Origin of the sequence: Gimesia maris (genome assembly GCF_008298035.1) — a bacterium.
Taxonomy (GTDB): Bacteria; Planctomycetota; Planctomycetia; order Planctomycetales; family Planctomycetaceae; genus Gimesia; species Gimesia maris.
In genome coordinates this window covers 5,569,732-5,596,477 of the sequence record NZ_CP042910.1, presented here as the reverse complement: position 1 = coordinate 5,596,477, position 26,746 = coordinate 5,569,732, and the positions used below count along the sequence as shown (strand labels likewise).

Sequence of the window (26,746 nt, the reverse complement as noted above, 5' to 3'; positions counted from 1 at the left end):
ACCTGGAGTTAGCTCTATGATGCGTCTTGGGATTAAAGCGAAACAATTTCGAAAATTTGAAAGATATTCTGCCTAATTCGAGTGGCTTCTTTCTCATTAATAATACGCAGAGATCTACCAGTAACTTTGTTAGATGAATCAGTGAAATGAATATTGATAATTACCTTTCGGTTCGAACACGATTGCTCTTGCAGCACAGGACTGCCCTGTACGGGTATATCTTTTCCTGTGTGAGAAACCATACCGAAGCGGAAGATATTCTGCATGATGTTTGCGTGATCGCCATTGAGTCCTTTGATCAGCTTAAGAATCGGGATTCCTTTTTTCCCTGGGTACGTGAAATTGCCTTTCATCAGGTGCTGGCGCATCTGAAAAATCAGAAAAAAGAGAAACCGTTTAACCCGCATGTCGTCGCTGCGTTGGCAGACGCCGTTGACCAGGTGGAAGAAAATCATTCACGATTAAATTTTCGTGAAATACTGATGAAATGCCTCGACAAACTGCCGGGGTTCAGTCGGGAATTAATTCTGACCAGGTATGACGGATCCAGTGAAGATATCTCTGACATTGCTTCCCGCTATGGGAAGAGTTTGCATTCTATTTATTCTCGTCTGAAACGAATCAAGACCTTACTTCGAAACTGTGTGGAGAAACAGGTGACGTCAGAGGTATCGCCAGACAGATCATCGGAGGTGTCATATGATTCAGTCTGATGATCGAGATCTGCTCGAAACCTACCTTGCTTCTGATTTAGAAGTAGACGAAGTCAAGGCACTCGAATATCGAATTTGTACAGAAGAGGATCTGGCGCGTTTGCTGATCGAGATCTCCTGTGAAGAAAAGGTCATTCGTGAATGGGTCGAAGTTCAGAAGTCCCGAGTCTGGATACATAAGCTGGTTGGGGAGACACCTGATCGCAAGAAATCTCTGCTTCGCCGATATTTTTCGATTGCGCTCATGCTCGTGGTGGCCGTCACGCTGGGATATGTATTGGGGCTGCCTCACTCGATCTCAGAAAGGGTTACGTCTTCGAGGTCAGAAAATGAAACTTCTTTGATCTACAATGCGGCGACTTTTAAAGAGATCACGGGAGGAGAGTTAAAGTCTCTGGATGTGCTCTGCAAAGTTGATGAGCATTTGCAGACACGTCGGGAGTATAATTTAAATCAGGGTATCCTGCGCTTGAAAATGAATTCTGGTGTTGATGTGCTGGTCGCAGGTCCTGCCCGGTTTCATTTGTTGAACTCAAATGAGTTGTATTTGTCACAGGGAACGATGACAGCTGACGTCCCTCAGCGGGCAATTGGCTTCGAAATACAATCTCCTCGCATGAATGTTGTGGACCTCGGCACGCGGTTCGGATTCTTTGTTGACGAAACCGGCGGTGCGGAAGTGCATGTTTTCCAAGGCGCTGTCAGCTGCCAGGAGACAGAAACAACAGCAACACCTCGTTTACCGCAACTCTTGTTGACAGGACAGTCTTCAAAATTGGAACCCGGCGGAAATCTGGTAGAAAGCCAGACGGAATCGGATTCCCTGTTTGGAGCTTGCCTGTGTTATCAATCACGCATTAAGCAGCTCGCCGGTAATCTGAAATTGTTGTCAAACCTGCCAGAAAGTGTCGCGGTCACTAAATTGACTTCAAACGATAATATGTTCGTGTTTCAGGAGCGGCAGAGTTTCATTTTACCCGTCGACATCAACTGTAATGCCCCTGTTCCAGGTAAAGAACGGGATGCATCGGGCAAGGCGAGTCAGTCACAATTTGAAGCCGGCGTCATTAAAAAAGGGACTCGGGTAGACGTTTATTACGTTCATCACGATGCCTTTCATCCTGGAGATCCGCAATTTTCCAAAACACAAACGCGGATTCAACTGGAAGGACAGCTTCAATTTCAAAACAGGATCTTAGGTATCCTGCAGACAGATATGCTGCTACAGCAGACAGATCAGATACTCGGTCACCCTGAAGTTGAATATCTCGGTAATGGCAAGAAAAAGAATCTCCGTACCGCCGAAGATGAAGTCAGCCTGTTGCCAGACATGCGAACCCTTTCCCTGAACTGGGTCTTATCCAGAAACCAGGGACATCGAAATATGAATGCAATGCGAGTTTTAGTGGCAGTGGATGAGTGACAAATTACGAAAATTTTAACAAACACAAAGCAGATGGAATACTAAATCTGTATGGCAGCAAGGGGATCGAAAAGTGAGTTCCCTTAATTTATTTCACAGGAGAAGATGATGAAACTAATGCAAAAAAAGCGAACCGGATTTACACTGATTGAATTGCTGGTAGTGATTGCCATCATTGCCATTCTGATTGCCTTGCTGTTACCCGCCGTTCAGCAGGCACGCGAAGCCGCCCGCCGCAGCACTTGCAAAAATAATCTGAAACAAATCGGCCTGGCACTCCACAACTATCACGATACGCACCGCTCATTTCCGCCCTGTTATGTGGATCAGGTTGTGGGGGGAGTGACTTCGGGCAATAATCTGGGCTGGTCAATGTTTCTGCTGCCGTATATGGATCAGGCGACCCTGTATCAGAAAATCAGCGAAACGGGTGCGATGAATGTTTTCTGGACCACGCTGACTCCCATGACTGACAGCTCAGGTTTTGCAAAAGTAAGCTTGCCCGTTTTTAATTGTCCTTCAGACCCCTCGGGAGGCATCAATACAAAAATTACCGGCTCTTACGGTAAATCAAATTACAAAGCACTACGTTCTGTCCTGACTTATTACGCTGGAACTCCCACTTTTCATCCGGAGAAACGCATGTTACGTGATTTCACGGATGGAGCCAGTAATACCTTAATCGTAGGCGAATCAGATACGCAAAATCATAAAGGCGGGTTGTGGGTCGGGAAGTCATCTAACTCCCGTGACATTCTCTCCAATGCCAATGATACGTATCGGATCAACGGTCCGGATGTGGACGATGGCTTCAGCAGTGTGCACGTTGGTGGATGCCACTTTGTCTTTGCTGACGGACGTGTGAGGTTTCTCTCAGAAAATATCAGTGGAGATATCTATACTGGATTAGGAACCTATAATGGTGGCGAGATACTGGGCGAATTCTAAGCGACGGTCTTAATCGTTCGCTTTTGAATCGTCGGAATGTCGCTGGAATACAGTTTTGAAAAACGGAGAGTCAGGTAATGCGCTTCTATTTATTTCTTGGTTTTATTGTCATCGCCGCTGGAGTGATGACAGCTCCAGATATCCTCGTGTCAGCGGAACGAACGCCTGGCACAACGGATGTTTCTCAAACGTTGAAGCTGCTTCCGAAAGAAACGCCTCAGCCGAATTACGGAGCTAAGGTTCCTGCGGTGATTACCGGAAAGCTGATGCTGCATGCGTCTGGCACAGCCTCCGGTTTGCCGGGGGTGAGTGTTTCAGACGGGTATTCCGTTGTCAAAACAGACGCGCAGGGCGCTTATGAATTGAAACCGAATCCAGCTGCCGTGTTTATCAATGTGACGCGTCCCGCGGGTTATGATATTCAGGGGGACTGGTACAAACCGCTGGCGGGTGAGGTGAATTTCGAACTCAAACCAGCCGTAGATGACGAGCGCGAATTCATATTCATCCATGTTACCGACACGCATATCTCCAAGGATCCTGTCGCTCTCAAAGGATTGAGCCGTTTCGTTGAGGAAGCAAATAAACTGACTCCGAAACCACGGTTTGTGGTCAACAGTGGCGATCTGCTGAATCTGTCCAAAGCGCTGTTGAGCAGTCCCGCCAATGGACGCGCCGGCTTCCAAAATTATACGGGCATCATGAATCATCTGACGATGCCTTATTATAATGTGGCCGGCGATCACACGGATTCAGTGTATCGTCTTGATGAATTTCCGCGAGGCGACCATCGTTGTGCCAAGCCTCTTTTCTGGGAGTACCTTGGCCCGCATTTCTTTTCGTTTGAATATGGTAAGATCCATTTTGTCTCAGTCGATTACTGTTATCACCTGGGTAAGCGAAAACTGACTGTAAATGGGAAGAAACGGGACTACCCGACGCTCCAGGTTCAACCAATGCATACGGCGTGGATGAATCAGGATCTGCAGCAGCGCAGCCCGGGGACTTATGTCGTGACCACTTCAGAACACGATCTGACAGAATACTGTCCCGATTTTACAAAAATGGCGCAACAGCACGATATCCGTTTTCAACTGTTGGGTGATGACCATGTCGTTAGTGAGAAAACCCAGCCGGTCCCGTTTCGTACGGGGGGCGCTCTGGCCGGCTGCTGGTGGAATCCCAAAACGGAACAGCTTTGTCCGGATCTGTCTCCGCAGGGTTACCTGATTTATCGCGTTGTCGGCGAGGAAATGGATTATTTCTATAAGGGACTGGGACAGCGCATCGCCATCGTGTCGCCTCGTATTGGTGCCGACTGGCAAGGGAAAACTGAAGTGCAGGCACATCTGGTGCAGCCTGAGCCGGGGGAATTCCTGGAATATTCACTGAATGGTACAGACTGGAAACCGATGCGGGAAACGGGTCAACCCTTTTATCGAAAACAGTACGCTGTCACCGTAGATTCGGCTTCATTGCCGGATGGACATCTCAATTTTCAGGTCAGAAGCAATCTTGCCACTGAAATTCGCGACAGACAATTCGTCGTGGCCAACGGTGCGAAACCCGCAGGCAACTGGCCTGATGCCATTCTGGAATTTTCAGTCGGAGCGCGCATCTCAAACGCTAAGATTAAGAAGACGCCGACCGGCAAGGTTCAAGTCTTATTCAACGAAGAGGTTGTTGGATCGATCCCCGCCAACACGCGTAAAGCGTATTCTTTTCCGATCAAGGCTTCACAACTGCACGCAGCCAATACACTTTCGTTTAAATTTTCTGATCCCGCTGATGGGATGACTCTCGGCAGTCCTGTTCTCAAAATCGGAAAGAACCAGCTGCGGGACCCAAGAGACACGGCGGTCAGAAAAGTAAAAGCCGCACATTGGGGAACTGGAGCAGTCGACTGGGGAGGTTATCTCGTAGGGGATTCTCCAGAACTGGTGGGGAATCCGTTTCAGCGTAAGCAAAGTCGCTTCTGTTTTGTGTTGAACGACGCTGAATAATTTGTGTCCTGAGCAAGATCGCGTCACATTTAACCATAGCGTCTCTCAATCTATTATACTCGCTCCAAATGGCTCTGGAGCCGCTATAGTAAAACTGGACACAGTCTAAGTCTGACTTAATCAGAATCCAGCTTATCTACTAGACTCTCTGTATCATTTCTCTCATAGGTATTGTGTATCAGGTGATGGTTGGCTCTGAGTCGTTTAAGCTGGACGTGCTGAAAAAGAACCTGTATTGAAGGGGGATGGCTCAATTCGCAATTTTTTTAGGCTGCTTCGCCTCAACGGGTTCTGCGTTCTGGTACCAGGGTTTATTTTTGACCGTCAGGTAGCGGCTGCTGGTCTGGCTGCCATCTGTTCCTAATAGCTCGATGCGTCGCTGCATCGTGTCAATGATGAAGCGTCTGCCGTCGGGCAGGTACAATTCGTTCCAGGCATGTCCGCCCACACGGCTGGCATCACCATAATTACCGCGGACCAGCGCCACGTCGAGTTCCGCCTCGTCGGCCAGCAGTTTGAACAGCAGGGCCCGATGGCGACAGACACCCGCGCCACACAGCCGAGTCACATCGCCCAGCAGTACTCCCTCATTCGCATATTCCCTGGTCAGCAGGACGACTGCCGGGGTACTCCAGCGATTGTTTTTATCGAGTGACATATTCCGATCCACATATTTCGCCAGTCGCGTCGCCCGGTGAAGTGGCTCTAATGCTTTTAATTCCTCGGAATGAGCGAAATCCAGATGTTGTTTGAGGGCGGCGTCACGCTGGCGGTCGACGATAATCAGCTCGCGCCGAGAAAATGCCTGTCCCTTTTCATCCAGCTTCATTCCCCGACCACCGTCGACATAACCGTCCATAATCTTGATTTTCGGCCCGACAAAATGTTTTGATTGATAATCGACGGTCGCCTGTCGCGCCTGTTCCCGCATTTTCGGACGTAAGGAATCATCATCAGGATATCCCCGCAAAGCCAGGTCCAGAAAGAGGTCGCTGCTGCGGGGATCCACCTGATGAACTTCAATTGCTACTACATTCGCGCCGGATACCAGCTGAACCGCATCGATTTTAAAATACTGGTAGAGACGTTCTTCCAGACCGTCGGATCGCTTCAAAGCACGCGTGTCTGCTGTAATTTGACCCTGGGGGAGATTGTGCCTGAGAATTTCTTTCCCGTTCAGATAAACAACACAGCCATCGTCGCTGCGAATCATGAATACCAGCTGTTTGAGTTGGTCGGCGTCTGGTATCTGAAACGAATGTCGAAAACGAGCTGTGATCGGTTTCTGCTGTGGTACGCTGCCGAAGCTTAGCGTGGTACTGATATCTGCTTCCCCGTAACCCAGCGGTGCAGTACCGGATTTCCAGTTTGAATCATCAAATTCCGGCTCAATCCAGTTGGGAGCCAACGGTTGGCCATCATCCTGGTACCGCCATGTGCTGTGCTTGCCAAATGGAATCAGGGTGGTTTGTGCCCCGGCCCGGGATGCGAACAGCATTAAAACAAGAAAGATGAGAGGGCTGGCGAATTGGGTACGACGCATGTGGTTCGGTCCATTTTCAAAGCATATTTGTTTGGGTCGCTGGCGGCTCTGAGACGGTTCAGGTTTTCGAAATCGTATTGCATGTCAAATTACGAATCAAGAAAGCGCTTCGGGAATTCATATTTGACCAGAGTCGTTCTTTCCTGCAGACGGGCAAACCGGTTTTTTTGTGTACGCTAAACGACCTGACTGGATGCTGATCGTTCGACAGGAATGTCGATTTGACGTACTGAAATGTTTTTACCCCCTGTTTCTGAGGGGTTGCTGAATACTGGCATAGAATCTGCATAACTGTATTCACAACGAAGTGAGGTACAGGAGATATCACCAGATACAAACAAGGCTCACGTGGGGAAGCCCAGCCAAATACCCCAGCCAAATATAATTGAACAATTTACAGGAGAGAAACATGTCATTTTTGAAACTAAGCTCTGCATCGGCACTCGCTGCCCTGGTTCTGGTAGGCTGTGAGACAAACTCAGAGTCCATTGAGCAGGCCCGCAAGAATGTGGACGAAGCCAAGATGGAAGGCCAGGAGCAGATCGCTCAGGCCGAACAGGAAGCGACTGCTGAAATGCACGAAACCAGACGCGTCGGCACCGAAAACATTCGGGAAGAAATGCAAGACGTTCAGGAAGCCCGTCAGGAACGTGAATCATCGGCTGAAGTCAGCGAAGAAATGCGCGATGTGAATGAAGCACAGCGTGAGCTGGACGAGTCACTTGCTCAGGCCCGGAAAGCCAACGCGGAAGATGTTGCGGAAGCAAAAAAAGAGGCTGAAGAACGTGTGACGGAAGCGCGAAACCGATTAGCCGAAACGAAAGTGGAAGCTTTGAAGAACGCTCAGGAAAACGTGATGGAAGCCGAAAAAGCTTTGAAAGAAGAACAGGCTGAAGTCACCGAAGCGGAAGCGACTCTCGCTGCTGCGAAAAAGAAGCTGAGTGAAACCAGTGAAGCCGACAAAGAAGATGCTCAGGAAGCAGTGAAAGACGCAGAAGAATCACTGGCAGCTGAAGAGGAAGATATCGCCGAAGCAGAACAGAACCTGCAGAAAGCCAAGCAGGAACTTGATAAAGTGAAAACGCTGATCAACAAATAAACCACGAAATAAACGGATCAGTCCGCATTCACGATTTAACAACCCGGATCGCAAGGCCCGGGTTGTTTTTTATATTAATCTCTGTCTAAAGCAAGATATTTGATCTCACTGGTCTGCAATCGTCTGAGTGTCCCACTGGATCCTGGCATCTTTCACATAGCGAGGCTCTCCCGTATTCAGCAGGACCCAGCGACCTTGATGACGGTCCGGTAGTCGGGCTGCGACATAAAAGCGTTCGACAAAATCAACCGGTCGCGTTTCTGGTTTTATCAAGCGGGGATGCAGCACCAGCATCGGATCACCGGACACCGGTTGAGTGAACCAGTTAAAAGGGCTGTTCGAAGTTTCAGACCATTCTGGCGAGTCCTCAAATTGCACAGGCCCTTTCAATTCCGTCAGATCACAATGCTGTTCTACCAGAAACTGGGGAGTCATGGCAAAGATCGTTTTTAAGGTACGCGCGTCTTCCCGATGTGAGGGCGGATAGGCATAAAAGGGCCAGATCATGAACCCGAGAAAAGTGAGTAACGCCAGCGTACAACAGCTATGAAAAAACCATTTCGAAGCATAAAATGCAGTCTTTTTTTTCTGTAACGGTTCATTGTTCATGGTATGATTTCCTGAGTATGATCATATCATGTATTCAATGAGTTGCGACGGACATTTTTCGTAATGAAAAAATCAGATCTGCAAAGGGAATCTACAGAACCTCAGTCTGGGCCTGCGGCTTCAGTGCTATTGGAAGCATTTGACATTTCACACAGGTCACTCTTCAAATTATCGCTCCCTGTGGACGAATACTACAGCAACTCGCATCCGCTTATCGATGAGGATGCTTATCGCGTTCAACAGAAGATTTGCTTTGTGACAGGAGTGATATTTGATTTGCAGGGAAAGCAGGATCAGGAATTCCATAACGAGTATGATGAAAAAGGAGCCTTGTTGCACAGCCGTACGGCTCATGCGGACGGCACGATCATCGATGGTTAAATCAAAATAAACAACATGAGTGGAGAATTCGATGGGCGCCTGGGGATGTACTACATTTGAAGATGACAGCACCTGTGACTGGGCATACGACCTGTACGCTGCCGAAAACACGGTTCAGTTTCTACGCGAATCCTTAACGCCGGAAGAAACCGATGACTACCTGGAGTATGATGATTGCTGTTCGATTCTGGGAGCCGCGGAAACCGTGTATTCGCTTTTGTATGAAGTCAGAGACAACCCGCCTCTCGAATATCAGGAATGGGTCCAGAACCATCGGGGTCTGGATGTAACCGACTTAAAGCCAGTCTGTGTACTAGCGTTGAATCGAGTGCTTTCGAAGAATTCGGAATTGAATGAACTCTGGTCAGAAAACAGTACAGACTACCCCGAATGGAAAGGTAATATTGAGGGCATGATTCATGCGTTTAATGCCTGAGCAGGCGATTTATCTATTTGAGTGACTATTAATAAATTTGAACTTGTGTTTCCGGTAATCCCTGTTGCAGTGTTGTCGCGGCATTCAGTGGAAAAAATCGGCTGCGGTTTATCGTCAGATAGGTCAGCTTCTTCATCTGCAACAGGTAAGGGATGGAGTGATCCGTGATCAAGCCATAATTAATTGCTATACCAGAGATAGAATTCATTTTAGATATGTGCCCGACTCCCTGGTCTCCGAGACTGGTTCCATTCAGAGAAAACTGTTCGAGTTCTGGCAGCTTTTGCAACTGGGACAGATCATTATCATCGAAGACCACCATTTCCAGAGTGATCTTTTTAAGCTGCTTCTGAGTACTCACCCACTCAAATAATGCTCTGTTGATTCGCGACGTCTGATAAAAGGGGGGACTGATCATAGTCCCGTCTCCCAGTATCCTTAAGGCTGTGCGATTCTCATGAAGTCCGATGGTTAAACCAGCTGACGGATACTCGAAAACGAGGTCTTTTTTAACAGCCGACGAATTCTGCTGTGGAGCGGGGAGCACGGTCTCCTGTGTATCCTTTCCCTGCTGTGCAGGGAAGTCAGCCTGCATGGCACTGGTTAAGAAAAAGATCAAAACGGCTGCTATAATGATGTTCGGTTTCATCTTATTATCTCACTGACAGGGGGCTGTTGCTTTCCGTTTGAAAAATCTTGAATACAAATTAAATAAATTTCTCAATTTTCGTATCGGGTAAAAGATCTTTGAGGATCTGATAGGACTTCCAGGGCAGGAAGCGATTTTCTTTCAGTGAGAGTGAGTCCAGACCTGTCATTTGTGAAAAAAGAAATACCGACTGGTCAGTAATGTTACCATTTTGAATCGACAGTCGTTTCAATGATTTGATTTTGAGGAGATGGGAAACAGTCTGGTCACCCGCATTGGTATTTTTAAGCGTGATTTCCTCCAGTTCCGACAATTGCTCCAGGAGTGCCATATCTGCGTCATTCAAATACACGATTTCAAAATGCAGTTTGCGTGGGTTCTGTTTCAAAATCCACTCAAATACCTCTCGGCTGGTACGCGATGTCTGAATGATGGATTGCCCCTGTTTGGTTTCCTTGCCGGTGATTCTCAGGATCTCCCCCGTTTTGTCAAAACCAGCGCGGAGGCTCGGGAATATCGGGTTCCCTGATTTCTGCTGTTTCGAATTTGAATGAGACTGTGAATTCTCACCAGATCGCTGTCCTGAATTAGAATTCCAAAGTATCGTACCGGCAGAGATCAGGATGCCGGAACAGAGTACTGTCGCTAGAATCAGTTTCTGTTTCATGGGTTCGTCTCCAGATAATAATAAAGAGAATGAAAGCATTAATTATATCACAGGTGATTTATCAACCATAATGAAATCTTGTTACAATCAACGGCAGCATCAGACGGGAACTACAGACTCAAAGGTCCGAACCACCCACGTTACCAGTAGAGAGCCCACATTGTGAACACTCAATCTGTATTATCGATGGTTGTATTTTTAAGCTTGATAAGCACTGCACGGGAATTGTCTACAGCAGAACCATCGTCTGTTGATCTCTCTAAACTGTCTGCCGATGCCGTTATCAATACGGAGAGCAGCACCTACGATTCACATCCCTCTGCGATCACTTTGTCCGATGGTACAACGTGCGTTGCCTGGACGGCTTTCAAAGAGAGTCGCGATCAGATCCTGCTGCGAGTCATCGCCGCCAATGGCACTCCCGGACCACTGCAGACGGTCAGTCAGGAAGGCAGTGTGCACGGGCATCCGACGGTGGTCTCTTTGAATGAAACAGATCTGTGGGTGATCTGGTCTGCCAAACGTCCCGAAGGCTGGAGAATATTAGGGCGTCTCTGTCGCTCCGGGGTCTGGCAGAAAACCGTTCCCATTTCCGGTAAGCAGTACCAGGCAATTCATCCCACAGCGATACGTGTTTCCGAGCATGTCATGACGGTCGCCTGGAGCGGCCTGCAGCAGTCCCGGTTTCGGATTCAGACCCGCTCGCTGCAGGGAATTCGCTGGCTGCCGCCCCGGACCGAATCGGATACGGAGGGAAATGCGTTTCGGCCCGCACTGGCGTTCAAACCGGATGGGAATCTCTGGTTGGTCTGGGATCAATATGAGCAGAATTATTATCGTGTAGTCGGCCGCAATCTGATTGGCGGACAAGGCCCGATTGAAGCGATCTCGCCGACTGACATGCATTGCCTGCAACCCACACTGTTATACACCGATCAGGGGCTCTACGCGGCATGGTTACAGAAGCAGGACGTGATTGGCGGGCCGGGAGTTGTCAGTCAATGGCATACGCTGCACGTCGCAAAACGGACTAAGGACGGCTGGCGCCAGATTCCTGGCGCAGCAGGAAACACAGTCGCCGCTGAACTGACGCAGGGGCTGGTGGCTCAAATCGAACCGCAGCCCGTCGCCACCAGTGGTTATCTGGGCCGACGCACAACACCAATGCTGCTTGCCGATGAATCAGGGGTTTGGCTGCTCTGGGAACGGAAGTCAGATCATCGTGGTTCAACAGCCCAACCGCGCGGAGATCTGGTCGGTCGTCAGATCCTGCAGGATCAGCTCCAGCCAACCGTAGTGCTCGCCCAGGGGAAGGTTGACTATCATCTGGCGCATCCTGCCCAGGTCTCCGAGGGGAAATTTATCACTCTGGCTTCCAACGTCTATCCGGGGGGACGACGCCTCTATCATCGTCTGCTTTGTGATGTGAATCAGCATACGCCTTTCGAACAGGCCGAATGGCGGGGCTGGCGACCAGCCGAACTTCCCGTTCAGGAAGAACTCACCGAGCGCCAGCAGATTCAGGTGGTCGAAAAGACCTATCAGCTGTATTGGGCGGACATGCATTGTCACAACAATCTCTCGTCCGACGCGGAAGGTGAACCGGATGAATTAAATTATTATGCCCGCGACCGGGGTGCCCTGGATGTGGTTGTCTTTACGAATAATGATTTTTATATCGTGCCATTAATCCAGTACGAATACGAGCTGGGTAACTTTTTCGCGAATGCGTTTACCAGACCGAAACAGTTTCTCTCGCTGCCCGGTTACGAGTGGACTTCCCGTATTCCCGGCGTGAAGACCGCGCCGTTATCCGACCCCGGGAACTGGACACACCCTTACAAAAACCGATCTTACCCCAATCATCGGAGTGTGATTTATCCGCCAGCCGGCGGTCCGGTCATTCGATTCATGGAGGTCGAAAATGATATTAACCGCCTGAATTACGAAGTCGAAAAAGCGGGAGGCGTTACACTGACTCAGCACCCGGCTTTCAAACCCTCGGGGCATCCGGTGGAAGTCGGAATGGAACTCACGTCCGGCTGGGGAAACTATATGCAACAGGTTCCCCAGCTGTTTCATGGGATCCTCAATCAAGGCGGCAAGCTGGCATTTGTTGCCTGTGGAGATTCGCATCGTCGCGCACCGGGACTCAGCGGCGCATTGACAGGTATCTATGCAGAAGAACTGACTGCGGAATCGATCCTGGAAGCATTAAGAAAACGACGCTGTTTTGCCACGAATGGTTCTCGTGTTTTCGTTGATACCCGGGCGAACGGCTCCCTGATGGGAGAAGCGATTACCACAGAAACAGGAGACGTGGAACTGACCCTGCAGGCCACCGGCACACGTCCAATTGTCAGAACGACCCTGATTCATAACGGTAAAGAGATCAAAACATTCGAAGGCAAAGGCACAAAAGAATTCAAGACCGCGCATCAGATCGAAAATCTTCCCGCAGGGCAGCACTGGTTCTACTGGCGGATCGTTCAGGATAAAGATGCACCCGCGTTTCCCGGGAATCTGATGGTCGCCCATGGCCATCTTGCCTGGTCTACTCCTCATTATGTGGCTGTTTCCGGCAGCGAGAGTCCGTCGAAATCAGATTGAATGAGAGGGGCGGGATACGTTTATCACCCAGATTGGTCTCATCAGGGCAGATCCGGTCTGTTATACTCAGTCACTGTGATAATTATTCAGTCCGTCCGATTTTCATCGACCAGAACAAAGAATATGAAACAACCAATCCCCTTTTTTTGTCTGCTGGTATTGCTCACACTTCTCTTCGCTGGATATGCGGATGTGTCAGCGCAACTCACTTTTCCGAAGCAGGAAAAATATGAAGGGGCGCCGATCAAAACGACAGTGACTGTCACCCTGTTGATGGAAGACAACAGCGCGGCTCTGTTTGCCCAGCAGTGGGGGCAGACTTTTCGTGATCTGGGAATCTCGATTCGGACACGTCGCTCTGTTTTAGATGATAAACCGGCGATTGAACAGGACCTCCGGGGCACCTTACGTGAAGTCCGCCTGACTGGTACGCTCAATCGAAACGGGGAGATCCAGTTTCCCGGTCATCGCTTTGCCCGCAGTGATCTGGGACGACTCAAAGAATGGCTCAATGAACTGAAAACATTCGGCGCGCAGGGCTCACCCGAAAGCAAACCACTGTGGGGTTTGTCAAATGCGCAATTCAAAACGGTTTTTGCTGCACTTTCGCAGGAATCTCCTGCCAACATACAGGAGCTCTCGCTGAAAGCGGGCATCGATAAACTCGATTTACCCGATTCACTGACGATACGCTTCGACATTGATGCACAGAAACGCCTGGCGGAGTCGGCTCCGGATCTCACCATCAAAGCCGATCTGGAGAAACTGTCCAAAGGGACGGCACTGGCGATTGCCCTCAAACAGTATGGCCTTGCATTCTATCCACTGCGGACGCCCACCGGTTCGCTGGAACTGCGGGTGACTCCCTGGGAAGCGACGGACTCTCCCTGGCCGATTGGCTGGGATCTGAAACTCTCGCGCCAGAAAACAGCGCCCCGTTATTTCGAACTGATTCCGGTGGAACTCAATAACGTTCCACTGCGAGATGTCTTAATGGCGGCTTCCAAAGCATCGGGCATTCCGATGATCGCCGATGAATACGCGATTGAGAAGAAAGAGGTTGACCTGGATCAGATCAAAGTCACTGTCTCCAAAAAACGGACTACCTGGGGGATTCTGATCCGCAACGCCATCGGCCGTGATGGACTTACCCGTAAACTGGTGATTGATGAACGCGGGCAACCATTTATCTGGATTACAGTCTATACGCCACGCGTCTCGCCTGTCACTCGCTAACTGGTTTGAATATTAGGGAACCGGCGGAGCAGGGGGAGGCGGAATGGTCTCGATTGTGAAACGGGCATTCTTTTTGATCGGGGCTTTCGTTGGCTGCGGTTTCTGAGGCAACATGGTTCCCTGTGGCGTATCGACACTCATGCTGCTGTTGGCGGCACCGAGCGGAATGGGTTGCATGTCCGTCGGATAGGATTCCGTTTCGGCGCTCACATTCATCACCGCATCATAGGGAGCCGTGGATGCCATATTTCCACCGACCAGATCAGGGCGGACGTATTTCACGTTGCGGCCCGGTGTGACGCCATACTGCCAGTGAAATAAAGCCACCTGATGGGCCTTATATGGTAAATGTTCCCGTTTCTCAAAGAAGATGGCAGGCGCTCGCAGCGTGTTGTAATCCATCCACATACTCGACAGGCTGTACTTCTTCCGATGTACGCAACCCTGCTGACTCAGCAGCGCCACGGTGAGCAGCAGCAGCATGATTCGAGACGAGTAAATGCGGGACTGACGAAACATGAATCAACCTGAACGAAAGTGATGTCGTACAAAGGCTTCAAAGAAAACAGACGCTTGCTGCGCAGTATCTCTCTGTGCCTGAAATTATCATCGTCGAGACAATTCAGCGGGATTCAATCAATTCCCGATGAAAGAAAGCTTCCGCGGGGAAAAAATAACTGTCGCGTAAAACAGGTAAGATAGGTTGAGTATTACCGCCACATCCTGGCAAAGATTTTCCCGAGTTCCGGGATCTGGTAATGGGCATTCAGACCACTGGGATTGGGGAGCACCCAGACGTCCGCTGTTCCGATCTGTTCTTTCTGCAGTCCCAGCTGGGCTTTATTTCTGCCAAACGCTTTGCGGTAGGAAGTGATTCCGAGAAAGACGACTTTCTGCGGTCGGAATTTGAGCACCTTTTCAGTCAGGATTTCTGCCCCTTCATCGAGTTCTGCTTTCGAAAGTTCGTCCGCCCGTTTCGAAGCGCGGCTGACGATGTTGGTTAACCCGCCCCCCCGCTTGAGCAGCTTATAATCTTCGAACGGAGAATAGAGACGCTCGGTAATCTTTCCACGATGCATGGCCGGCCAGAAGCGATTGCCGGGGCGGGCAAAGTGATGCCCTACCGCGGCAGAGTACAACCCAGGATTCGTTCCGACAAACAGTGCTTTCAAGCCCGGTTCAATCAGGTCGGGAAGCTGTTTATGAATGGCCTGTTCCAACTGCTCTGGCGTTGGTTTCCAGATTTCTTCCACGCGCTTCAGGCTCCCGCATCTGATTCTTACTCAATAAACCCGTCATTACGTAACGCGTCGATGGCACGTTCGAAGGCATTGACCGTAAAGTTGATTTCTTCATCGGAGTGTGCCGCAGTGGTCATGGCGCCCCAGCCAAACCAGTCGACACCGTTCAACAGCAGTGCACAGCGGAAGGCGTGTCCCAGCTGGGCATCATGCTTGCGGTCCAGACGGTCGAAGTCATTCTCATAAGGGACGAAAGAATCATCGGTCGGTCGCGGTCCGTCGTAACCGGGGAAGACTTTGATGATCGAGAATTGGCCGTAGACCACCCAGTTCACATTTTTGCGGGTCAGGACATCATTCATACCCATTCGCAGTTTCGCGGCACTTTCGTTTGCCTGACGACAGGGCTCTCCGTCGGCGATCTGCTTTAAGACGGCGATACCGGCTGCTGCGGAAAGTGGATTGGCATTATAAGTTCCCGGATGTTTCATCTTCTGGCCAAATGGATTATCAAAGGCAATCGCCTGCATCAGATCGGCACGACCCGCCAGACAGCCACCAGGCAGACCGCCGGCAACGATTTTTGCCAGTGAGGTCAGGTCGGGGACGATACCTCGCACTTCCTGCATCCCGCCGGGAGCAACACGGAATCCACTGATGACTTCGTCCATAATCATCAGCACACCTTTTTCTTCTGTCAGCTTTCTCAGCCCCTGCAGGAAGCCTTCTGCCAGTGGAACGACGCCCCAGCGACTTCCGGTAGCTTCGATAATCAGGCAGGCCGGGTCATGCTCGGCAATCGCACGTTCAACCAGATCCAGATCATTAGGACGCAGGATGATCAGTTCCTCGGAAACGCCATTGGTCACACCGGGCATGGCGTAGGTTTTATCGTCGTGTGGTGGTTCTGAAGCCTGGGTCAGCAGATCATGCCAGCCGTGAAAGTGACCGGCGAATTTGATGACTTTGGTTTTTCCGGTTGCTATGCGCGCGACGCGCAGTGCCATCATCGTTGCTTCGGTACCGCTGCTGGTGAACCGCAGCATTTCACAGGAGGGAACCAGTTGACGGACCAGTTCGCCCCATTCCAGTTCGAGTTCGTGACAGGCACCGAAGTGGGTGCCTTTCGCAACCTGTTCCTGAACCGCTTTGACCATCGCAGGATGACTGTGTCCCAGAATCAATGAACCGTGACCACTCCAGTAGTCTATGATGTCATTGCCGTCCACATCGTACTTATGTGCACCCAGAGCATGATCGACATAAATCGGAAACGGCTTCATATAACGGCCATCGTGCGTCACACCACTGGGGAACAGGGTGCACGCCTGCTGGTACATCTTTGCCGATGTGGGGAATTTCGCAAAAAAGTCGGCTTCAATCTGCTGTCCTACGGCCTGGCTCATGGCATGGAACTCACTTTAAAAGTAAGAAATGGTTCTGAATCAATTCAGAAATCGGAGTGCAAACAGAACGGTGAACCTGCAGGCAGGAACCAGTCCCGTGTGATCTATTTATATCGCAAACAGGGTCAAAGATCAAAGTGATCAGAGTTAGAATGCGAAGCAGGTGAGACAACTTTCACTGGACAAAACCAGAAACACAGACAACCCCGGATCAGACCCGGGGCTGCCCTGCATCGTGTGTTAGTACTCGTTGGCTTTCTCCGTCTGTCCTTCGACACCGGCAAACGTATTTTCTGCCACCTGTCGCACGAGCCTTTCGTCGGCTTCCTGCTTGAGTTTGGCAATCGCATCTGCGAGTGGCATTGGTCCCAGATCGCCGTCGATCCGGTCACGTACGGCAACCGCGGTCTGTTCGGCTTCTTTGGGGCCGACAATGAACATGTACGGAATCAGTTCCAACTGGGCATCACGAATCTTCGCGTTGACCTTTGAACTGCGGGTATCGATGGAAACCCGAAATCCGTTCTTGCGGAGTTGAGCCACCACTTCGTTCGCGTAATCCAGTGTTTTATCACTGACGGGCAGTACCCGAATCTGTTCCGGCGCGAGCCACAGTGGGAAGGCACCTGCGAAGTGTTCAATCAACATGCCTGTGAAGCGTTCCATCGAACCGAAGGGGGCACGATGGATCATCACGGGACGATGTGGCTGGTTGTCCGAGCCGGTGTATTCCAGTTTGAAGCGTTCCGGCAGGTTGTAATCCAGCTGGACGGTTCCCAGTTGCCATTCCCGGCCGATACAGTCAGAGACCATGAAGTCGGCTTTGGGACCGTAAAACGCGGCTTCCCCTTCGCATTCGCTGTAGGACATGCCCGAGGCTTCGAGCACTTTCCGCAGACTGTTTTCGGCATGCTGCCAGTTCTCTTCGCTGCCGACATACTTGTCGCTGCCAGGCTCGCGGAGGGAGAGCTGTACGCGGAAGTTATCGAGGCCAACTGAGGCCAGCACGAACTTGACCAGTTCCAGAGTCGCGCGGAATTCTTCTTCGACCTGCTCGGGAGTACAGAAAATATGTGCGTCATCCTGTGTCAGTCCTCGTACGCGTAACATACCGTTCAATTCACCGGTCTGTTCGTGGCGATACACGGTGCCGAACTCAGCCAGACGTACGGGCAGGTCCCGATAGCTGCGCGGCATCGATTTATACATCTCTGCATGGTGCGGGCAGTTCATCGGCTTCAGCAGATAGCGTTCGTGTTTGTGTTCCCAGGCTTTGAGGATTTTGAGCTTTTCTTCTCGACTGGCACCCGGAGGAAATTCAAAGTCGCAATTCATTACCCGGGATGACTTGAAGAAGAGTTCTTCGTCCTCTGCCGACAGGCTGTCTTCTTCCAGCTTTCGAACCCAGAAATCGACCAGCTGGCCGGCATCGTGGCCAAACAGGGGCGCAAACTGGGAATCCCGGTAGTAGGGGAAGTGACCGCTGGTTTCATAGAGTTCAACCCGTCCAATGTGAGGCGAGTAGACCGGCTGATAACCGAGGCGTGTCAGCTCGACTTTAATGAAGTCTTCCAGCACCGCGCGGATGGTCGCCCCTTTCGGCAGCCAGAGACAGAGCCCCTGACCGACTTCAGGATTGATCGAGAACAGTCCCAGTTTTTTCCCCAGCACGCGATGATCGCGGCGTTTGGCTTCTTCGACCTGTTCCAGGTACTGCTTCATATCTTTTTTGCTGAACCAGGCAGTACCATACAGACGCTGCAGCGGTTTATTCCCCGCGTCCCCTTTCCAGTACGAACCGGCGATCGACAGCAGCTTAAACGCTTTGACTTTGCCTGCGTTGGGAATATGGGGACCGCGACAGAGATCGACAAATTCTCCCTGGCGATAGAAGCTGAGCTTTCCGTGATCGGCGAGGCCGGTCTGGATGTGTTCGGCTTTGGAATGCTGATCCATTTCGTTGACGAAGGAGACGGCTTCGTCCCGGTCGAGAGAGAACCGTTCAAATGGCTCTTCTTCTTTGATGATCTTCTTCATCTCTTCTTCGATTTTGGGGAAGTCATCTTCGCTGATGGTATGTTCCAGGCCAAAATCGTAATAGAAGCCGTGAGGCAGAGTCGGGCCGAAGGCGAGTTGAATGCCCGGCCACAGACGCATGACGGCCCGTGCCATGATGTGAGCACAGGAGTGCCGCATCACGCCGAGTGCTTCGGCATCGCGTTCGGTCAGCAGGCGGAGCGAGATTTCCTCGGAATCAGTGATGTCTTTCAGCGGACGGAACGCATCACAAACGGTTCCATCCACTTCAGCAGCAACGACGGCATTGGCCAGGCGTTCGCCGATGGACTGGGCGACATCTAAAGCAGAACTGTCATCGGCATACTCTTTTACGGTTCCATCGGGTAATTTGATTTGAATCATTTGATATTCTGAACTTCGTCTAAAGTCGGAACCACCACAGTCGCCGTTACAAAGGGCTCACTGCTCAGGCAGTTCGAAGGAGGTACGGTCTTTATATTCGACAGTCGATGCCGACGTCAATGTTCGGTCTCATGTAATAAAATGCGGTGAAACCATTGAAATTGATATGATCGGCCACACAGGTCAAAAGACTGTGCCTTTCAGCAGTTTTTTTTACAGAAAGTGTTCTGGAACTTGACGATATCTTCATGGATGCTTACCCTGCTTAACCTCAGGACGATTAGCTCAGTTGGTTAGAGCGCCACGTTGACATCGTGGAGGTCACCGGTTCGAATCCAGTATCGTCCACTTGTTTTGGAATTAAAAAACGCCATAAGTTACTTTTTGAAAGTGGCTTATGGCGTTTTTGTTTACGCAGAACCGTGTCCATAATTGAGTATGGTCACAGACGTCTATTTTATCTTGCCTGGACGATTCTGAAAATAAAAATCCCCCCCTTGGCTTCAAACAAGGGGGGAGAATCATCAGGCAACTCATTTCACCATGTCGAACTCAAAGTGATTTGCTCCGCTTTTCACTTCTGCTGTCAGACCACTTGTTTCACCAGAGCGATATTTCTCTGGAATCTCTTTAAACTCTTTTGGTTTAGATTCTGCTGGCGACAAACCTGGGGGCTCCTCTACATAAGGAGGCGTTATCGTGATGGTATAAGTACCAATTTCGATTCCGTCTGGGATCGAAAATGTGCCTTCACTATCAAGTTTGGCTCCCGCAGCAATCCCTGTTTTGCCAGAGAAGAAATTGACGGTTCCATCCGTGACTGGTGTTTCTTGAAACGTGACCTTTCCCGAAATGTCGCCACGGGGAGTTTCACTGACCCCGGAGCCACAACCGGTCGTTGTAATCGCGCTTAATACGGTCATAAGTAAAATACAGTTCAAGGGAGTGTATCTAATCTGGCAGTATCGATGCACACATGAACTGAGTTCGGAAGTCAACAAAAAATTACGATCGCTGGATTTCATAATGAATTTAAACCTGGTTATTCAGATGGTAGTTTTGGATATCAAGTGCAGAAACGATTTAAAACTCGCCAATAACGAGTCCATCGTTTCTGGCGCCGAGTTTCTGCAGGGTTCCCAGGTCAATACTATTGCCGAGGAATCGAACTGCCCCATCACCGAGTAAAACATGAATTCCACCTGTATGAAATGAATTCAGAATCGTATTGTAATGCCAGCTGGATGCCGAACCGTTGGGAGGACTCGTTGTATCCAGGTTAAGAGCGTAGCGGATTGTTGAGACGGCTGCACCGAAATGAGAGCTTGAAGTGATCTGTGAGGGGCGTTGCGTTGTGTTGTAAAAACCACTCCAGCCACCATGATAGTTCGCCCGCAGGTCTCGGTTACCCACCATTCCCGACTGCTCACTGATATAAATTGTATTTGACGTACCATCGGTAACATCACGAATTTGAGTGTGCCCGTTAAAGAACAGAATCCCATTTTCACACGCGCTTCCCCGGCCACTGATGTCAGGAGAACACCCCGTTCCAGGATAAGACCCCATGATCCCCACATAATCGTGAGTCTGACCTAACTGGTCGTTGTAGTTAGAAGGATTATTATTGCTGGAAAGTGCACTTGAGGGACAATTATAAACGGGAATTGTCAAGCCTTCCAGAATGCCAAAATTGGTGCCGTAATACCCAACACTCCACCCACCTGAAAATCCATCCGCTGAAGTGGGATGTGTTTTAGTCAGCTGTGCATAAAGGGGGCCCTGATCGATATAAGGAAGTAAGCTGAATCGCCAGTTGCCTTTATAGTAGGGGTATTGTGCTCCGATTGGGAAGGTGCGATGTGTGTCATGGTAGTTGTGCATCGCAAGCCCCAGTTGTTTCATGTTATTTTTACAGGTGCTTCTGCGTGCTGCCTCTCGCGCCTGCTGAACTGCAGGAAGTAATAAAGCGATTAAAATGGCAATAATGGCAATCACAACCAATAGTTCAATTAGTGTGAATCCGTCTTTTTGACTCTTTCTTTTCATCTTCATCTCATTGTTATCTAAAGTTTAGAAAAAAAGGCGCGAGATGATTATAAAAGGTCAATTCAGGCAATGGCAATGTAAACTCTGCTAAAAATAACAAGACAGACCGTCTAATTAAATCTTTATGTACAAGAGGTTACACTTAGATGTACTAAGCTGGAAGAATGGCGTCATTTAACCTGTTCTACCAGTTCTGAAGTACACTGGGGGCAGCGGGTCGCTGTGAGATCGATGGTCGATTTGCAGAACGGGCAGGCTTTGGTTGTCTCCGGTTTGGGTTCTTCCTGGCGTTTCATTTTGTTCATCTGCCGAATCACCAGGAAGATCACAAACGCGACGATCACAAAATCGATGACGGAATTGATGAAGATACCGTAGTTGATGGTAACGGCTTCGGCGGTGTCGGTTTTCTCACGAAGAACAATGGAAAGCTGAGAGAAGTCGACTTTGCCCAGTAACATTCCGATAGGGGGCATCACGACATCTTTGACCAGCGAAGAGACGATTTTACTGAACGCCGCCCCAATGATAATTCCCACGGCCATGTCGACGACATTGCCCCGCACCGCGAACTCTTTGAATTCTTTGAGCATTCCCATTGATCACACGCGCTTTCTGTTCTGTGGTAAAGTGCCTGGTCAAACCGTCAAATTCTATCCAGTTTCCTCAAATTCAGTTTTCCCCATGTTCTGCATTTGATGGTTGTAGACGGAAACATCAGGTTCTTCAAGTTCTTTTTGACTGACCGCCTCGTTCCATATAACCCGTACGATCACTGTGAATATTCCGATAGGGCCTTTGAATCCGGTAATACTCGCACAGCCGGACCATCCATCGCGTCGATCATTTTCTCTGGACCGTGCCATTTTTTCAGACCACTGATGATTAGTTCCCGAAATTCGGGAATTCGATCTTATGGATTTCAGTAAGGTTTCAGGATGAAGGATCATCCCCTGTATTTCAGCCGCGGTTTCGGTCTAATTCTGTTGACTGTTTTCGTCGCAGGCTGTGCCTCGCATACCACAACTGTTCAAAAGTCGTCCACCGCGAACGCAGAGGCCGTTGCGCGTACGTCGATTGGATTTGACGAACCGGCTGAGGAGCTACATGAATCTCCGTCGGTGATCGTGCAGACTGGTGCTGAAGCAGTCGATGGTATATTTGCGGATGGAACCCAGTCAGAACTGGTCATTCAGCAGCCTCCCCTTTCGCAGTCTCTGGTGGAACTGGAGATGTTGGCCGTCGATCAGAATCCGCGACTGGTGAAACTCTATCGCGAATACAATGCCGCCTCTTCGCGCAGTCGTTATGTGAATAAACTGCCGGACCCCAAAGTGGGGACGAATGTATTTGGGGCGCCGATTCAGACTGCCTCCGGTTCACAACGTGCCGTCCTGAGTGCCAGCCAGGCGATTCCGTGGCTGGGGAAATTAGATGCGGAAGAGCAGCGGGCCTGCTTCGAAGCATTTGCGGTGCGTGCTGATTATCTGGCGGAACGCCTGCGGGTGCTTGCTGCGGTGCGTACGGGCTGGTATCGGCTGTATGTGATTGATCAGCAGATTGAAACGGCGAAGGCCAATCAGGAACTGCTGCAGTCGCTGATTGACGTGGCGAATGCTCAGATCGCAACCGGAACTGCTACCCAGGGTGATGTGCTGCTGGGAACACTGGAACTCAGTAAACTGGAAGAACGCCTGTTGACGTATCGAAAATTGCGGGTCGCAGTGCAGGCGGAAGTCAATCGTCTGGTGGCCCGCGATGCCGATCTGCCCATTGCGGTTCCCGCGGAACTGCAAGTTGCGTTGCCCGCTTTATCAGCGCGTGAGATTTATGAGACCACACTGCGATCACAGCCGGAAATCCAGGCAGCGCAATTGCGGACACAGGCATCGCGCTGGGGAATTGAAGTGGCTCATTTAAGTCGTCGTCCGGAACTGACCGTTTCTGCGAATTACTTTTTCACCGATAACAATCGACCCCCTTCCGCTCTATACCAGGTCGGACAGGATCCCTGGTCGCTTGGTGCGCAGGTCAGCATTCCGCTCTGGCGTGACAAATATGATGCCCTCGAAGACGAAGCGACCTGGAAGCATCTCGCTTCGACTGATAACGAAGCCGAACTCCGCGATCGTTATGATGCGCTGGTTACTGAATTACTGGCGGAAGCCCGCCGTGCAGATGAAACCGCAAAACTGTATAAGAACACGATCCTGCCGCAGGCGCGTCAGACGCTGCGAGCCGATCAGGAATCGTATTCGCGCGGTGCTGTGGAATTTGATCGGGTGATCCGAGACTACCGGAACCTGCTCACACTGGAACTCGGATATCATTCTGCTGTTGGTGAACTGGCTGTCTCGCTGGCACAGTTGAGCCGTGTGGCAGGACAGGACGTCAAACTTACACCTGTGACAGCACTTCCGGGATTACCACAAGAGTAGCCGAAGAGATCAGTCTGGACTTCCGATATCTCGCACGGTATATTTCCTGTAGGTCTGTTACTTTATTCTACAGGTATATTATCATGTTCAGGCAGTCTCGCGTTTTGATGATCTGGATGACAGCGTTCATGCTGTGTGCTCAGACTGTCTTTCCGGCAAGCCTGTCGACCTGTCGCTGTGGAATGAATGGTGAATCTGATCAGCCGGAACGTGTCTGCTGTCGATCACATGCTGCGAAACCCGTTCAGAAAGCCTGTTGCCATCTGACTCAGCGCCAGACTGAAAACAGGAACGATGAATTCCACACCGCCGGATGTTCCTGCAGCCAGGATGAGCAGCCCGCTTTACCAGATCGGTCCCAGTCTGCACAGGAATCACTGCTGCAGCACTTCGCTCTGCAGCCTTCTTTTTTATTGGGGATTTCTCCAGCTGCGCAAACGACACGTCTTCTTAGTGACACGACTGTCGCTGCTCATCACTCTCAAAAATACGCCCAGGTTCTGTACTGCGTCTCTTTGATCTAAACAGACATCAATCCCTGTGGTATTCCGACTGCGATCGCATTACGTCCGAGAGTCTCTTTTTCCTGATGAGATAGCCCCCGTATCGACTCTGTCTCGAATCAGGACTGACTTTATGGATTGATCCTTGATGATAGCGAATTCACTGCGAATTTATTGAATCAGATTTGAGTGGCCGGTCAGTTTTTTCCGGCACGGTCCAATGCTGGTAAAGTGTTACTGGCTGGCTACTCATTTCAAAAAAAACAGAGGGGGAACGATGAGTTCTTCTAAAAATGAATCAGCGCTCCAATCCAGCAATCCACCCCCACCGCCTGATGCCAGGTCGGGACGCTGGTGGTTGCGTAAATTATTACCCGCAGGATTGTTCCTGGCGGTGGGATTGCTGTTGATTGTGCTGACTGGTGTGGCCCAGCGTCTAGGCTGGATTCAGGCCGGCACATCGGCTGGTGTCACGTCATCTGATGAGGGCAAACAGGCGACTTATACCTGTCCCATGCATCCCCAGATTCGACAACCCACACCAGGACGGTGCCCCATCTGTGGTATGGCGCTGGTCCCTGCTGCAAAATCCGCAGGGAACGTGGATCAACTGGCAATCAATATTGAACCGACCCAGCGCAGACTGGCTAACATACAGACCGAGGAAGTGAAAGCAGAGCCGGTCAATTCGATCATCGAAACGATAGGCTCGATCGAAATCGACGAGAGCCGGCATGCAACGATCGCAGCTTATATTGATGGCAGAATAGAAAAACTGTTTGCTGATTACACCGGTGTCGAAGTTGAGAAAGGCGATCACCTTGCTGTAGTCTACAGTCCGGAACTTTATTCCGCACAGATCGAATTACTGGAAGCACGCAATGCATTAAAAAAGATGAACTCCGGATCACTGGCTGTTGTGCGTGAAGTGCAGGAAAAACTGGTGACGAATTCACGTCAGAAACTGGTCGAACTGGGAATGACAGACGAGCAGATCAATCAACTGCTGACCAGCGGCAAAGCCGAATCGAGGCTCACCATCTATGCTCCCATCGGCGGAACCGTCACGCAGAAACTGGCTGAAGAAGGAAAGTATATCAAAGCGGGTGAACCGATCTACCGGATTGCGAATCTGAGTACCGTGTGGCTGATGCTGGAGTTGTACCCGGAAAATGCATCCCGCATCCGCTTTGGACAGGTCGTCGAGGCCGAATTACAGTCACTGCCCGGCAAGACGCTGAAAGGACGGGTGGTCTTCATCGACCCCACGGTCAACAAGACGCGCCGCACGGTCGGTGTCCGTGTCGAGTTCAGTAATGAGCACGGTCAGTTGCGACCTGGTGATTATGCCAAAGCACAGATCACCGTTCCCATTGGTCCCCAGGGGAAAGTGTATGATTCTGAACTGGCGGGGAAATGGATCAGTCCCATGCATCCCCAGGTAATCCGGGACCAACCGGGTGACTGTCCGATTTGTGGTATGAAGCTGGTACCGACTTCTCGTTATGGTTATTCAGAACAACCGGTCATCCAGAATGCCGCCATTACCGTTCCACGTTCAGCCGTTCTTCTGGCCGGTGATCACAGTGTGGTCTATGTGGAAACAGAGCCCGGGCGTTTCGAACTCAGGAATGTAACGCTTGGCCCGATGTTGAGAGATCGAGCCGTGATTCTGGACGGAGTCAAACAGGGGGAACAGGTAGCGACAGCAGGCAACTTTCTGATCGATTCACAAATGCAACTCTCGGGAAAACCCAGTCTGATTGACCCGACAAAATATTCGCGAGACAAAAAGAAAAAGCCAGCTTATCGCAATGAGCCGTTGCAGTTTGAGTCCATCAGAATTGAAAAGCTCTCTGGCAAGCCGGGGCAGAGTCTGGAGAACCTGTATTCTGTTTATTTCGCGATTCAGAAACAGTTTGCCTCAGATCAAAAAATCTCAGAACAACAGGCGACAACACTGAACAGGCTGGCGTCAGAACTGGCTCAGGATTCCCAACTCGACCATACAATCAGGTCGGAGTTAAAGCAGGTGGCGGCGAACGCAGTGCATCTGCATCATCTCTCTCTGGAAGAAGCCCGAAAAAAGTTCAAGCCGATCAGCCATGCCATGGTAAAGCTGGCAACTCAAGTACGCGGTGATGCTGCGAAACAACCCTATTATCAGTTTTTCTGTCCGATGGTTTCGCAAGGGGAAGGGGACTGGCTGCAGCAGGATGACAAACTGCTCAATCCCTATTTTGGCAGCAAAATGCTGCATTGCGGGAAGCTGGTGAGTACCTTTGCACCGGTGGCATCAACCAGACGTAAAACCGATCAGAAATCAGGCAACACGAACAACAAAACCTTATCAAGGCCCAAAGGAGAATAA

23 protein-coding genes and 1 tRNA gene are annotated in these 26,746 nt (G+C 50.3%); 13 read left to right on the top strand and 11 right to left on the bottom strand.

The genetic code is table 11. The features are described 5' to 3' along the window. The first annotated feature begins 146 nt into the window (after positions 1–146). The 4 genes from GmarT_RS20770 (at position 147) to GmarT_RS20755 (ending at position 5,087) form a co-directional block, all read left to right on the top strand. Complete coding sequence (locus GmarT_RS20770; protein ID WP_002643988.1) at positions 147–713, top strand: sigma-70 family RNA polymerase sigma factor; 567 nt, start codon at positions 147–149, stop codon at positions 711–713. After that, positions 700–2,136 (top strand): FecR domain-containing protein, encoded by a 1,437-nt coding sequence (locus GmarT_RS20765; protein WP_149303182.1) that lies wholly within the window; start codon positions 700–702, stop codon positions 2,134–2,136. The genes GmarT_RS20770 and GmarT_RS20765 overlap by 14 nt, the downstream gene beginning before the upstream one ends. 108 nt (positions 2,137–2,244) lie before the next feature. Beyond that, on the top strand, positions 2,245–3,084 hold the full coding sequence (locus tag GmarT_RS20760) for a DUF1559 domain-containing protein (RefSeq protein WP_052301201.1): 840 nt from the start codon (positions 2,245–2,247) through the stop codon (positions 3,082–3,084). 77 nt (positions 3,085–3,161) lie between these two features. After that, a complete protein-coding gene (locus GmarT_RS20755) occupies positions 3,162–5,087 on the top strand; it encodes a metallophosphoesterase N-terminal domain-containing protein (protein ID WP_002643992.1) in 1,926 nt (641 codons plus the stop codon). A 250-nt stretch (positions 5,088–5,337) separates the two neighbouring features. Here the strand turns inward: GmarT_RS20755 and GmarT_RS20750 are convergent, their stop codons facing one another. Further along, on the bottom strand, positions 5,338–6,630 hold the full coding sequence (locus tag GmarT_RS20750) for an EDR1-related protein (RefSeq protein ID WP_002643993.1): 1,293 nt from the start codon (positions 6,628–6,630) through the stop codon (positions 5,338–5,340). A gap of 409 nt (positions 6,631–7,039) precedes the next feature. Between GmarT_RS20750 and GmarT_RS20745 the strand changes: the two genes are divergently transcribed. After that, a complete protein-coding gene (locus GmarT_RS20745) occupies positions 7,040–7,729 on the top strand; it encodes a coiled-coil domain-containing protein (protein ID WP_002643994.1) in 690 nt (229 codons plus the stop codon). A 105-nt stretch (positions 7,730–7,834) separates the two neighbouring features. On the opposite strand, the gene GmarT_RS20740 is transcribed toward GmarT_RS20745, so the two are convergent. Beyond that, positions 7,835–8,338, bottom strand: a complete 504-nt coding sequence (locus GmarT_RS20740; protein WP_002643995.1) for a hypothetical protein — start codon at positions 8,336–8,338, stop codon at positions 7,835–7,837. Between the two features lie 63 nt (positions 8,339–8,401). Between GmarT_RS20740 and GmarT_RS20735 the strand changes: the two genes are divergently transcribed. Both GmarT_RS20735 and GmarT_RS20730 read left to right on the top strand, forming a co-directional pair. Then, complete coding sequence (locus tag GmarT_RS20735; protein WP_002643996.1) at positions 8,402–8,719, top strand: hypothetical protein; 318 nt, start codon at positions 8,402–8,404, stop codon at positions 8,717–8,719. Between the two features lie 31 nt (positions 8,720–8,750). Continuing rightward, positions 8,751–9,155 (top strand): DUF4259 domain-containing protein, encoded by a 405-nt coding sequence (locus GmarT_RS20730; RefSeq protein ID WP_002643997.1) that lies wholly within the window; start codon positions 8,751–8,753, stop codon positions 9,153–9,155. A 28-nt stretch (positions 9,156–9,183) separates the two neighbouring features. Here the strand turns inward: GmarT_RS20730 and GmarT_RS20725 are convergent, their stop codons facing one another. Then, a complete protein-coding gene (locus tag GmarT_RS20725) occupies positions 9,184–9,804 on the bottom strand; it encodes a hypothetical protein (RefSeq protein ID WP_002643998.1) in 621 nt (206 codons plus the stop codon). A 58-nt stretch (positions 9,805–9,862) separates the two neighbouring features. Continuing rightward, the gene (locus GmarT_RS20720; RefSeq protein ID WP_002643999.1) at positions 9,863–10,471 is read right to left on the bottom strand and encodes a hypothetical protein; all 609 of its coding nucleotides are present in this window, start codon (positions 10,469–10,471) and stop codon (positions 9,863–9,865) included. Positions 10,472–10,696: 225 nt separating this feature from the next. On the opposite strand from GmarT_RS20720, the gene GmarT_RS20715 reads away from it, so the two are divergent. Continuing rightward, positions 10,697–13,081, top strand: a complete 2,385-nt coding sequence (locus GmarT_RS20715; RefSeq protein ID WP_157158897.1) for a DUF3604 domain-containing protein — start codon at positions 10,697–10,699, stop codon at positions 13,079–13,081. Between the two features lie 123 nt (positions 13,082–13,204). Next, the gene (locus GmarT_RS20710; protein ID WP_002644001.1) at positions 13,205–14,317 is read left to right on the top strand and encodes a hypothetical protein; all 1,113 of its coding nucleotides are present in this window, start codon (positions 13,205–13,207) and stop codon (positions 14,315–14,317) included. Positions 14,318–14,329: 12 nt separating this feature from the next. On the opposite strand, the gene GmarT_RS20705 is transcribed toward GmarT_RS20710, so the two are convergent. The 4 genes from GmarT_RS20705 to thrS all read right to left on the bottom strand — a co-directional run bounded on the left by GmarT_RS20705 (position 14,330) and on the right by thrS (position 19,385). Next, the gene (locus tag GmarT_RS20705) at positions 14,330–14,836 is read right to left on the bottom strand and encodes a hypothetical protein (RefSeq protein WP_002644002.1); all 507 of its coding nucleotides are present in this window, start codon (positions 14,834–14,836) and stop codon (positions 14,330–14,332) included. A 191-nt stretch (positions 14,837–15,027) separates the two neighbouring features. Continuing rightward, the gene (mug, locus tag GmarT_RS20700) at positions 15,028–15,570 is read right to left on the bottom strand and encodes a G/U mismatch-specific DNA glycosylase (RefSeq protein WP_002644003.1); all 543 of its coding nucleotides are present in this window, start codon (positions 15,568–15,570) and stop codon (positions 15,028–15,030) included. A 26-nt stretch (positions 15,571–15,596) separates the two neighbouring features. Beyond that, the gene (locus GmarT_RS20695) at positions 15,597–16,964 is read right to left on the bottom strand and encodes an aspartate aminotransferase family protein (protein ID WP_002644004.1); all 1,368 of its coding nucleotides are present in this window, start codon (positions 16,962–16,964) and stop codon (positions 15,597–15,599) included. A gap of 240 nt (positions 16,965–17,204) precedes the next feature. After that, complete coding sequence (gene thrS, locus GmarT_RS20690) at positions 17,205–19,385, bottom strand: threonine--tRNA ligase (protein ID WP_002644005.1); 2,181 nt, start codon at positions 19,383–19,385, stop codon at positions 17,205–17,207. Positions 19,386–19,659: 274 nt separating this feature from the next. Between thrS and GmarT_RS20685 the strand changes: the two genes are divergently transcribed. Continuing rightward, positions 19,660–19,733 (top strand) — tRNA-Val (locus tag GmarT_RS20685). A 185-nt stretch (positions 19,734–19,918) separates the two neighbouring features. On the opposite strand, the gene GmarT_RS20680 is transcribed toward GmarT_RS20685, so the two are convergent. The 3 genes from GmarT_RS20680 to mscL form a co-directional block, all read right to left on the bottom strand. Further along, positions 19,919–20,410 carry a carboxypeptidase regulatory-like domain-containing protein gene (locus GmarT_RS20680; RefSeq protein ID WP_149303177.1) on the bottom strand — a complete coding sequence of 164 codons (492 nt, stop codon included), beginning with the start codon at positions 20,408–20,410 and terminating at the stop codon, positions 19,919–19,921. 58 nt (positions 20,411–20,468) lie between these two features. Next, positions 20,469–21,434 (bottom strand): DUF1559 domain-containing protein, encoded by a 966-nt coding sequence (locus tag GmarT_RS20675; protein ID WP_044236154.1) that lies wholly within the window; start codon positions 21,432–21,434, stop codon positions 20,469–20,471. A 170-nt stretch (positions 21,435–21,604) separates the two neighbouring features. Further along, positions 21,605–22,027 carry a large-conductance mechanosensitive channel protein MscL gene (mscL, locus tag GmarT_RS20670; protein ID WP_044236260.1) on the bottom strand — a complete coding sequence of 141 codons (423 nt, stop codon included), beginning with the start codon at positions 22,025–22,027 and terminating at the stop codon, positions 21,605–21,607. 345 nt (positions 22,028–22,372) lie between these two features. On the opposite strand from mscL, the gene GmarT_RS20665 reads away from it, so the two are divergent. The 3 genes from GmarT_RS20665 (at position 22,373) to GmarT_RS20655 (ending at position 26,746) form a co-directional block, all read left to right on the top strand. Then, the gene (locus tag GmarT_RS20665; protein ID WP_002644010.1) at positions 22,373–23,872 is read left to right on the top strand and encodes a TolC family protein; all 1,500 of its coding nucleotides are present in this window, start codon (positions 22,373–22,375) and stop codon (positions 23,870–23,872) included. 83 nt (positions 23,873–23,955) lie between these two features. Continuing rightward, positions 23,956–24,396: a hypothetical protein gene (locus GmarT_RS20660; RefSeq protein ID WP_002644011.1), complete on the top strand. Its 441-nt coding sequence runs from the start codon at positions 23,956–23,958 to the stop codon at positions 24,394–24,396. Positions 24,397–24,652: 256 nt separating this feature from the next. Beyond that, entirely contained in the window at positions 24,653–26,746 is a 2,094-nt protein-coding gene (locus GmarT_RS20655) for a heavy metal-binding domain-containing protein (protein ID WP_002644012.1), read from the top strand.

Coding starts and splice junctions, on each gene's coding strand:
- GmarT_RS20770 (WP_002643988.1), top strand. CDS start 147: ATGAATATTGATAATTACCTTTCGGTTCGAACACGATTGCTCTTGCAG.
- GmarT_RS20765 (WP_149303182.1), top strand. CDS start 700: ATGATTCAGTCTGATGATCGAGATCTGCTCGAAACCTACCTTGCTTCT.
- GmarT_RS20760 (WP_052301201.1), top strand. CDS start 2,245: ATGAAACTAATGCAAAAAAAGCGAACCGGATTTACACTGATTGAATTG.
- GmarT_RS20755 (WP_002643992.1), top strand. CDS start 3,162: ATGCGCTTCTATTTATTTCTTGGTTTTATTGTCATCGCCGCTGGAGTG.
- GmarT_RS20750 (WP_002643993.1), bottom strand. CDS start 6,630: ATGCGTCGTACCCAATTCGCCAGCCCTCTCATCTTTCTTGTTTTAATG.
- GmarT_RS20745 (WP_002643994.1), top strand. CDS start 7,040: ATGTCATTTTTGAAACTAAGCTCTGCATCGGCACTCGCTGCCCTGGTT.
- GmarT_RS20740 (WP_002643995.1), bottom strand. CDS start 8,338: ATGAACAATGAACCGTTACAGAAAAAAAAGACTGCATTTTATGCTTCG.
- GmarT_RS20735 (WP_002643996.1), top strand. CDS start 8,402: ATGAAAAAATCAGATCTGCAAAGGGAATCTACAGAACCTCAGTCTGGG.
- GmarT_RS20730 (WP_002643997.1), top strand. CDS start 8,751: ATGGGCGCCTGGGGATGTACTACATTTGAAGATGACAGCACCTGTGAC.
- GmarT_RS20725 (WP_002643998.1), bottom strand. CDS start 9,804: ATGAAACCGAACATCATTATAGCAGCCGTTTTGATCTTTTTCTTAACC.
- GmarT_RS20720 (WP_002643999.1), bottom strand. CDS start 10,471: ATGAAACAGAAACTGATTCTAGCGACAGTACTCTGTTCCGGCATCCTG.
- GmarT_RS20710 (WP_002644001.1), top strand. CDS start 13,205: ATGAAACAACCAATCCCCTTTTTTTGTCTGCTGGTATTGCTCACACTT.
- GmarT_RS20705 (WP_002644002.1), bottom strand. CDS start 14,836: ATGTTTCGTCAGTCCCGCATTTACTCGTCTCGAATCATGCTGCTGCTG.
- GmarT_RS20695 (WP_002644004.1), bottom strand. CDS start 16,964: ATGAGCCAGGCCGTAGGACAGCAGATTGAAGCCGACTTTTTTGCGAAA.
- thrS (WP_002644005.1), bottom strand. CDS start 19,385: ATGATTCAAATCAAATTACCCGATGGAACCGTAAAAGAGTATGCCGAT.
- GmarT_RS20680 (WP_149303177.1), bottom strand. CDS start 20,410: ATGAAATCCAGCGATCGTAATTTTTTGTTGACTTCCGAACTCAGTTCA.
- GmarT_RS20675 (WP_044236154.1), bottom strand. CDS start 21,434: ATGAAAAGAAAGAGTCAAAAAGACGGATTCACACTAATTGAACTATTG.
- mscL (WP_044236260.1), bottom strand. CDS start 22,027: ATGCTCAAAGAATTCAAAGAGTTCGCGGTGCGGGGCAATGTCGTCGAC.
- GmarT_RS20665 (WP_002644010.1), top strand. CDS start 22,373: ATGAAGGATCATCCCCTGTATTTCAGCCGCGGTTTCGGTCTAATTCTG.
- GmarT_RS20660 (WP_002644011.1), top strand. CDS start 23,956: ATGTTCAGGCAGTCTCGCGTTTTGATGATCTGGATGACAGCGTTCATG.
- GmarT_RS20655 (WP_002644012.1), top strand. CDS start 24,653: ATGAGTTCTTCTAAAAATGAATCAGCGCTCCAATCCAGCAATCCACCC.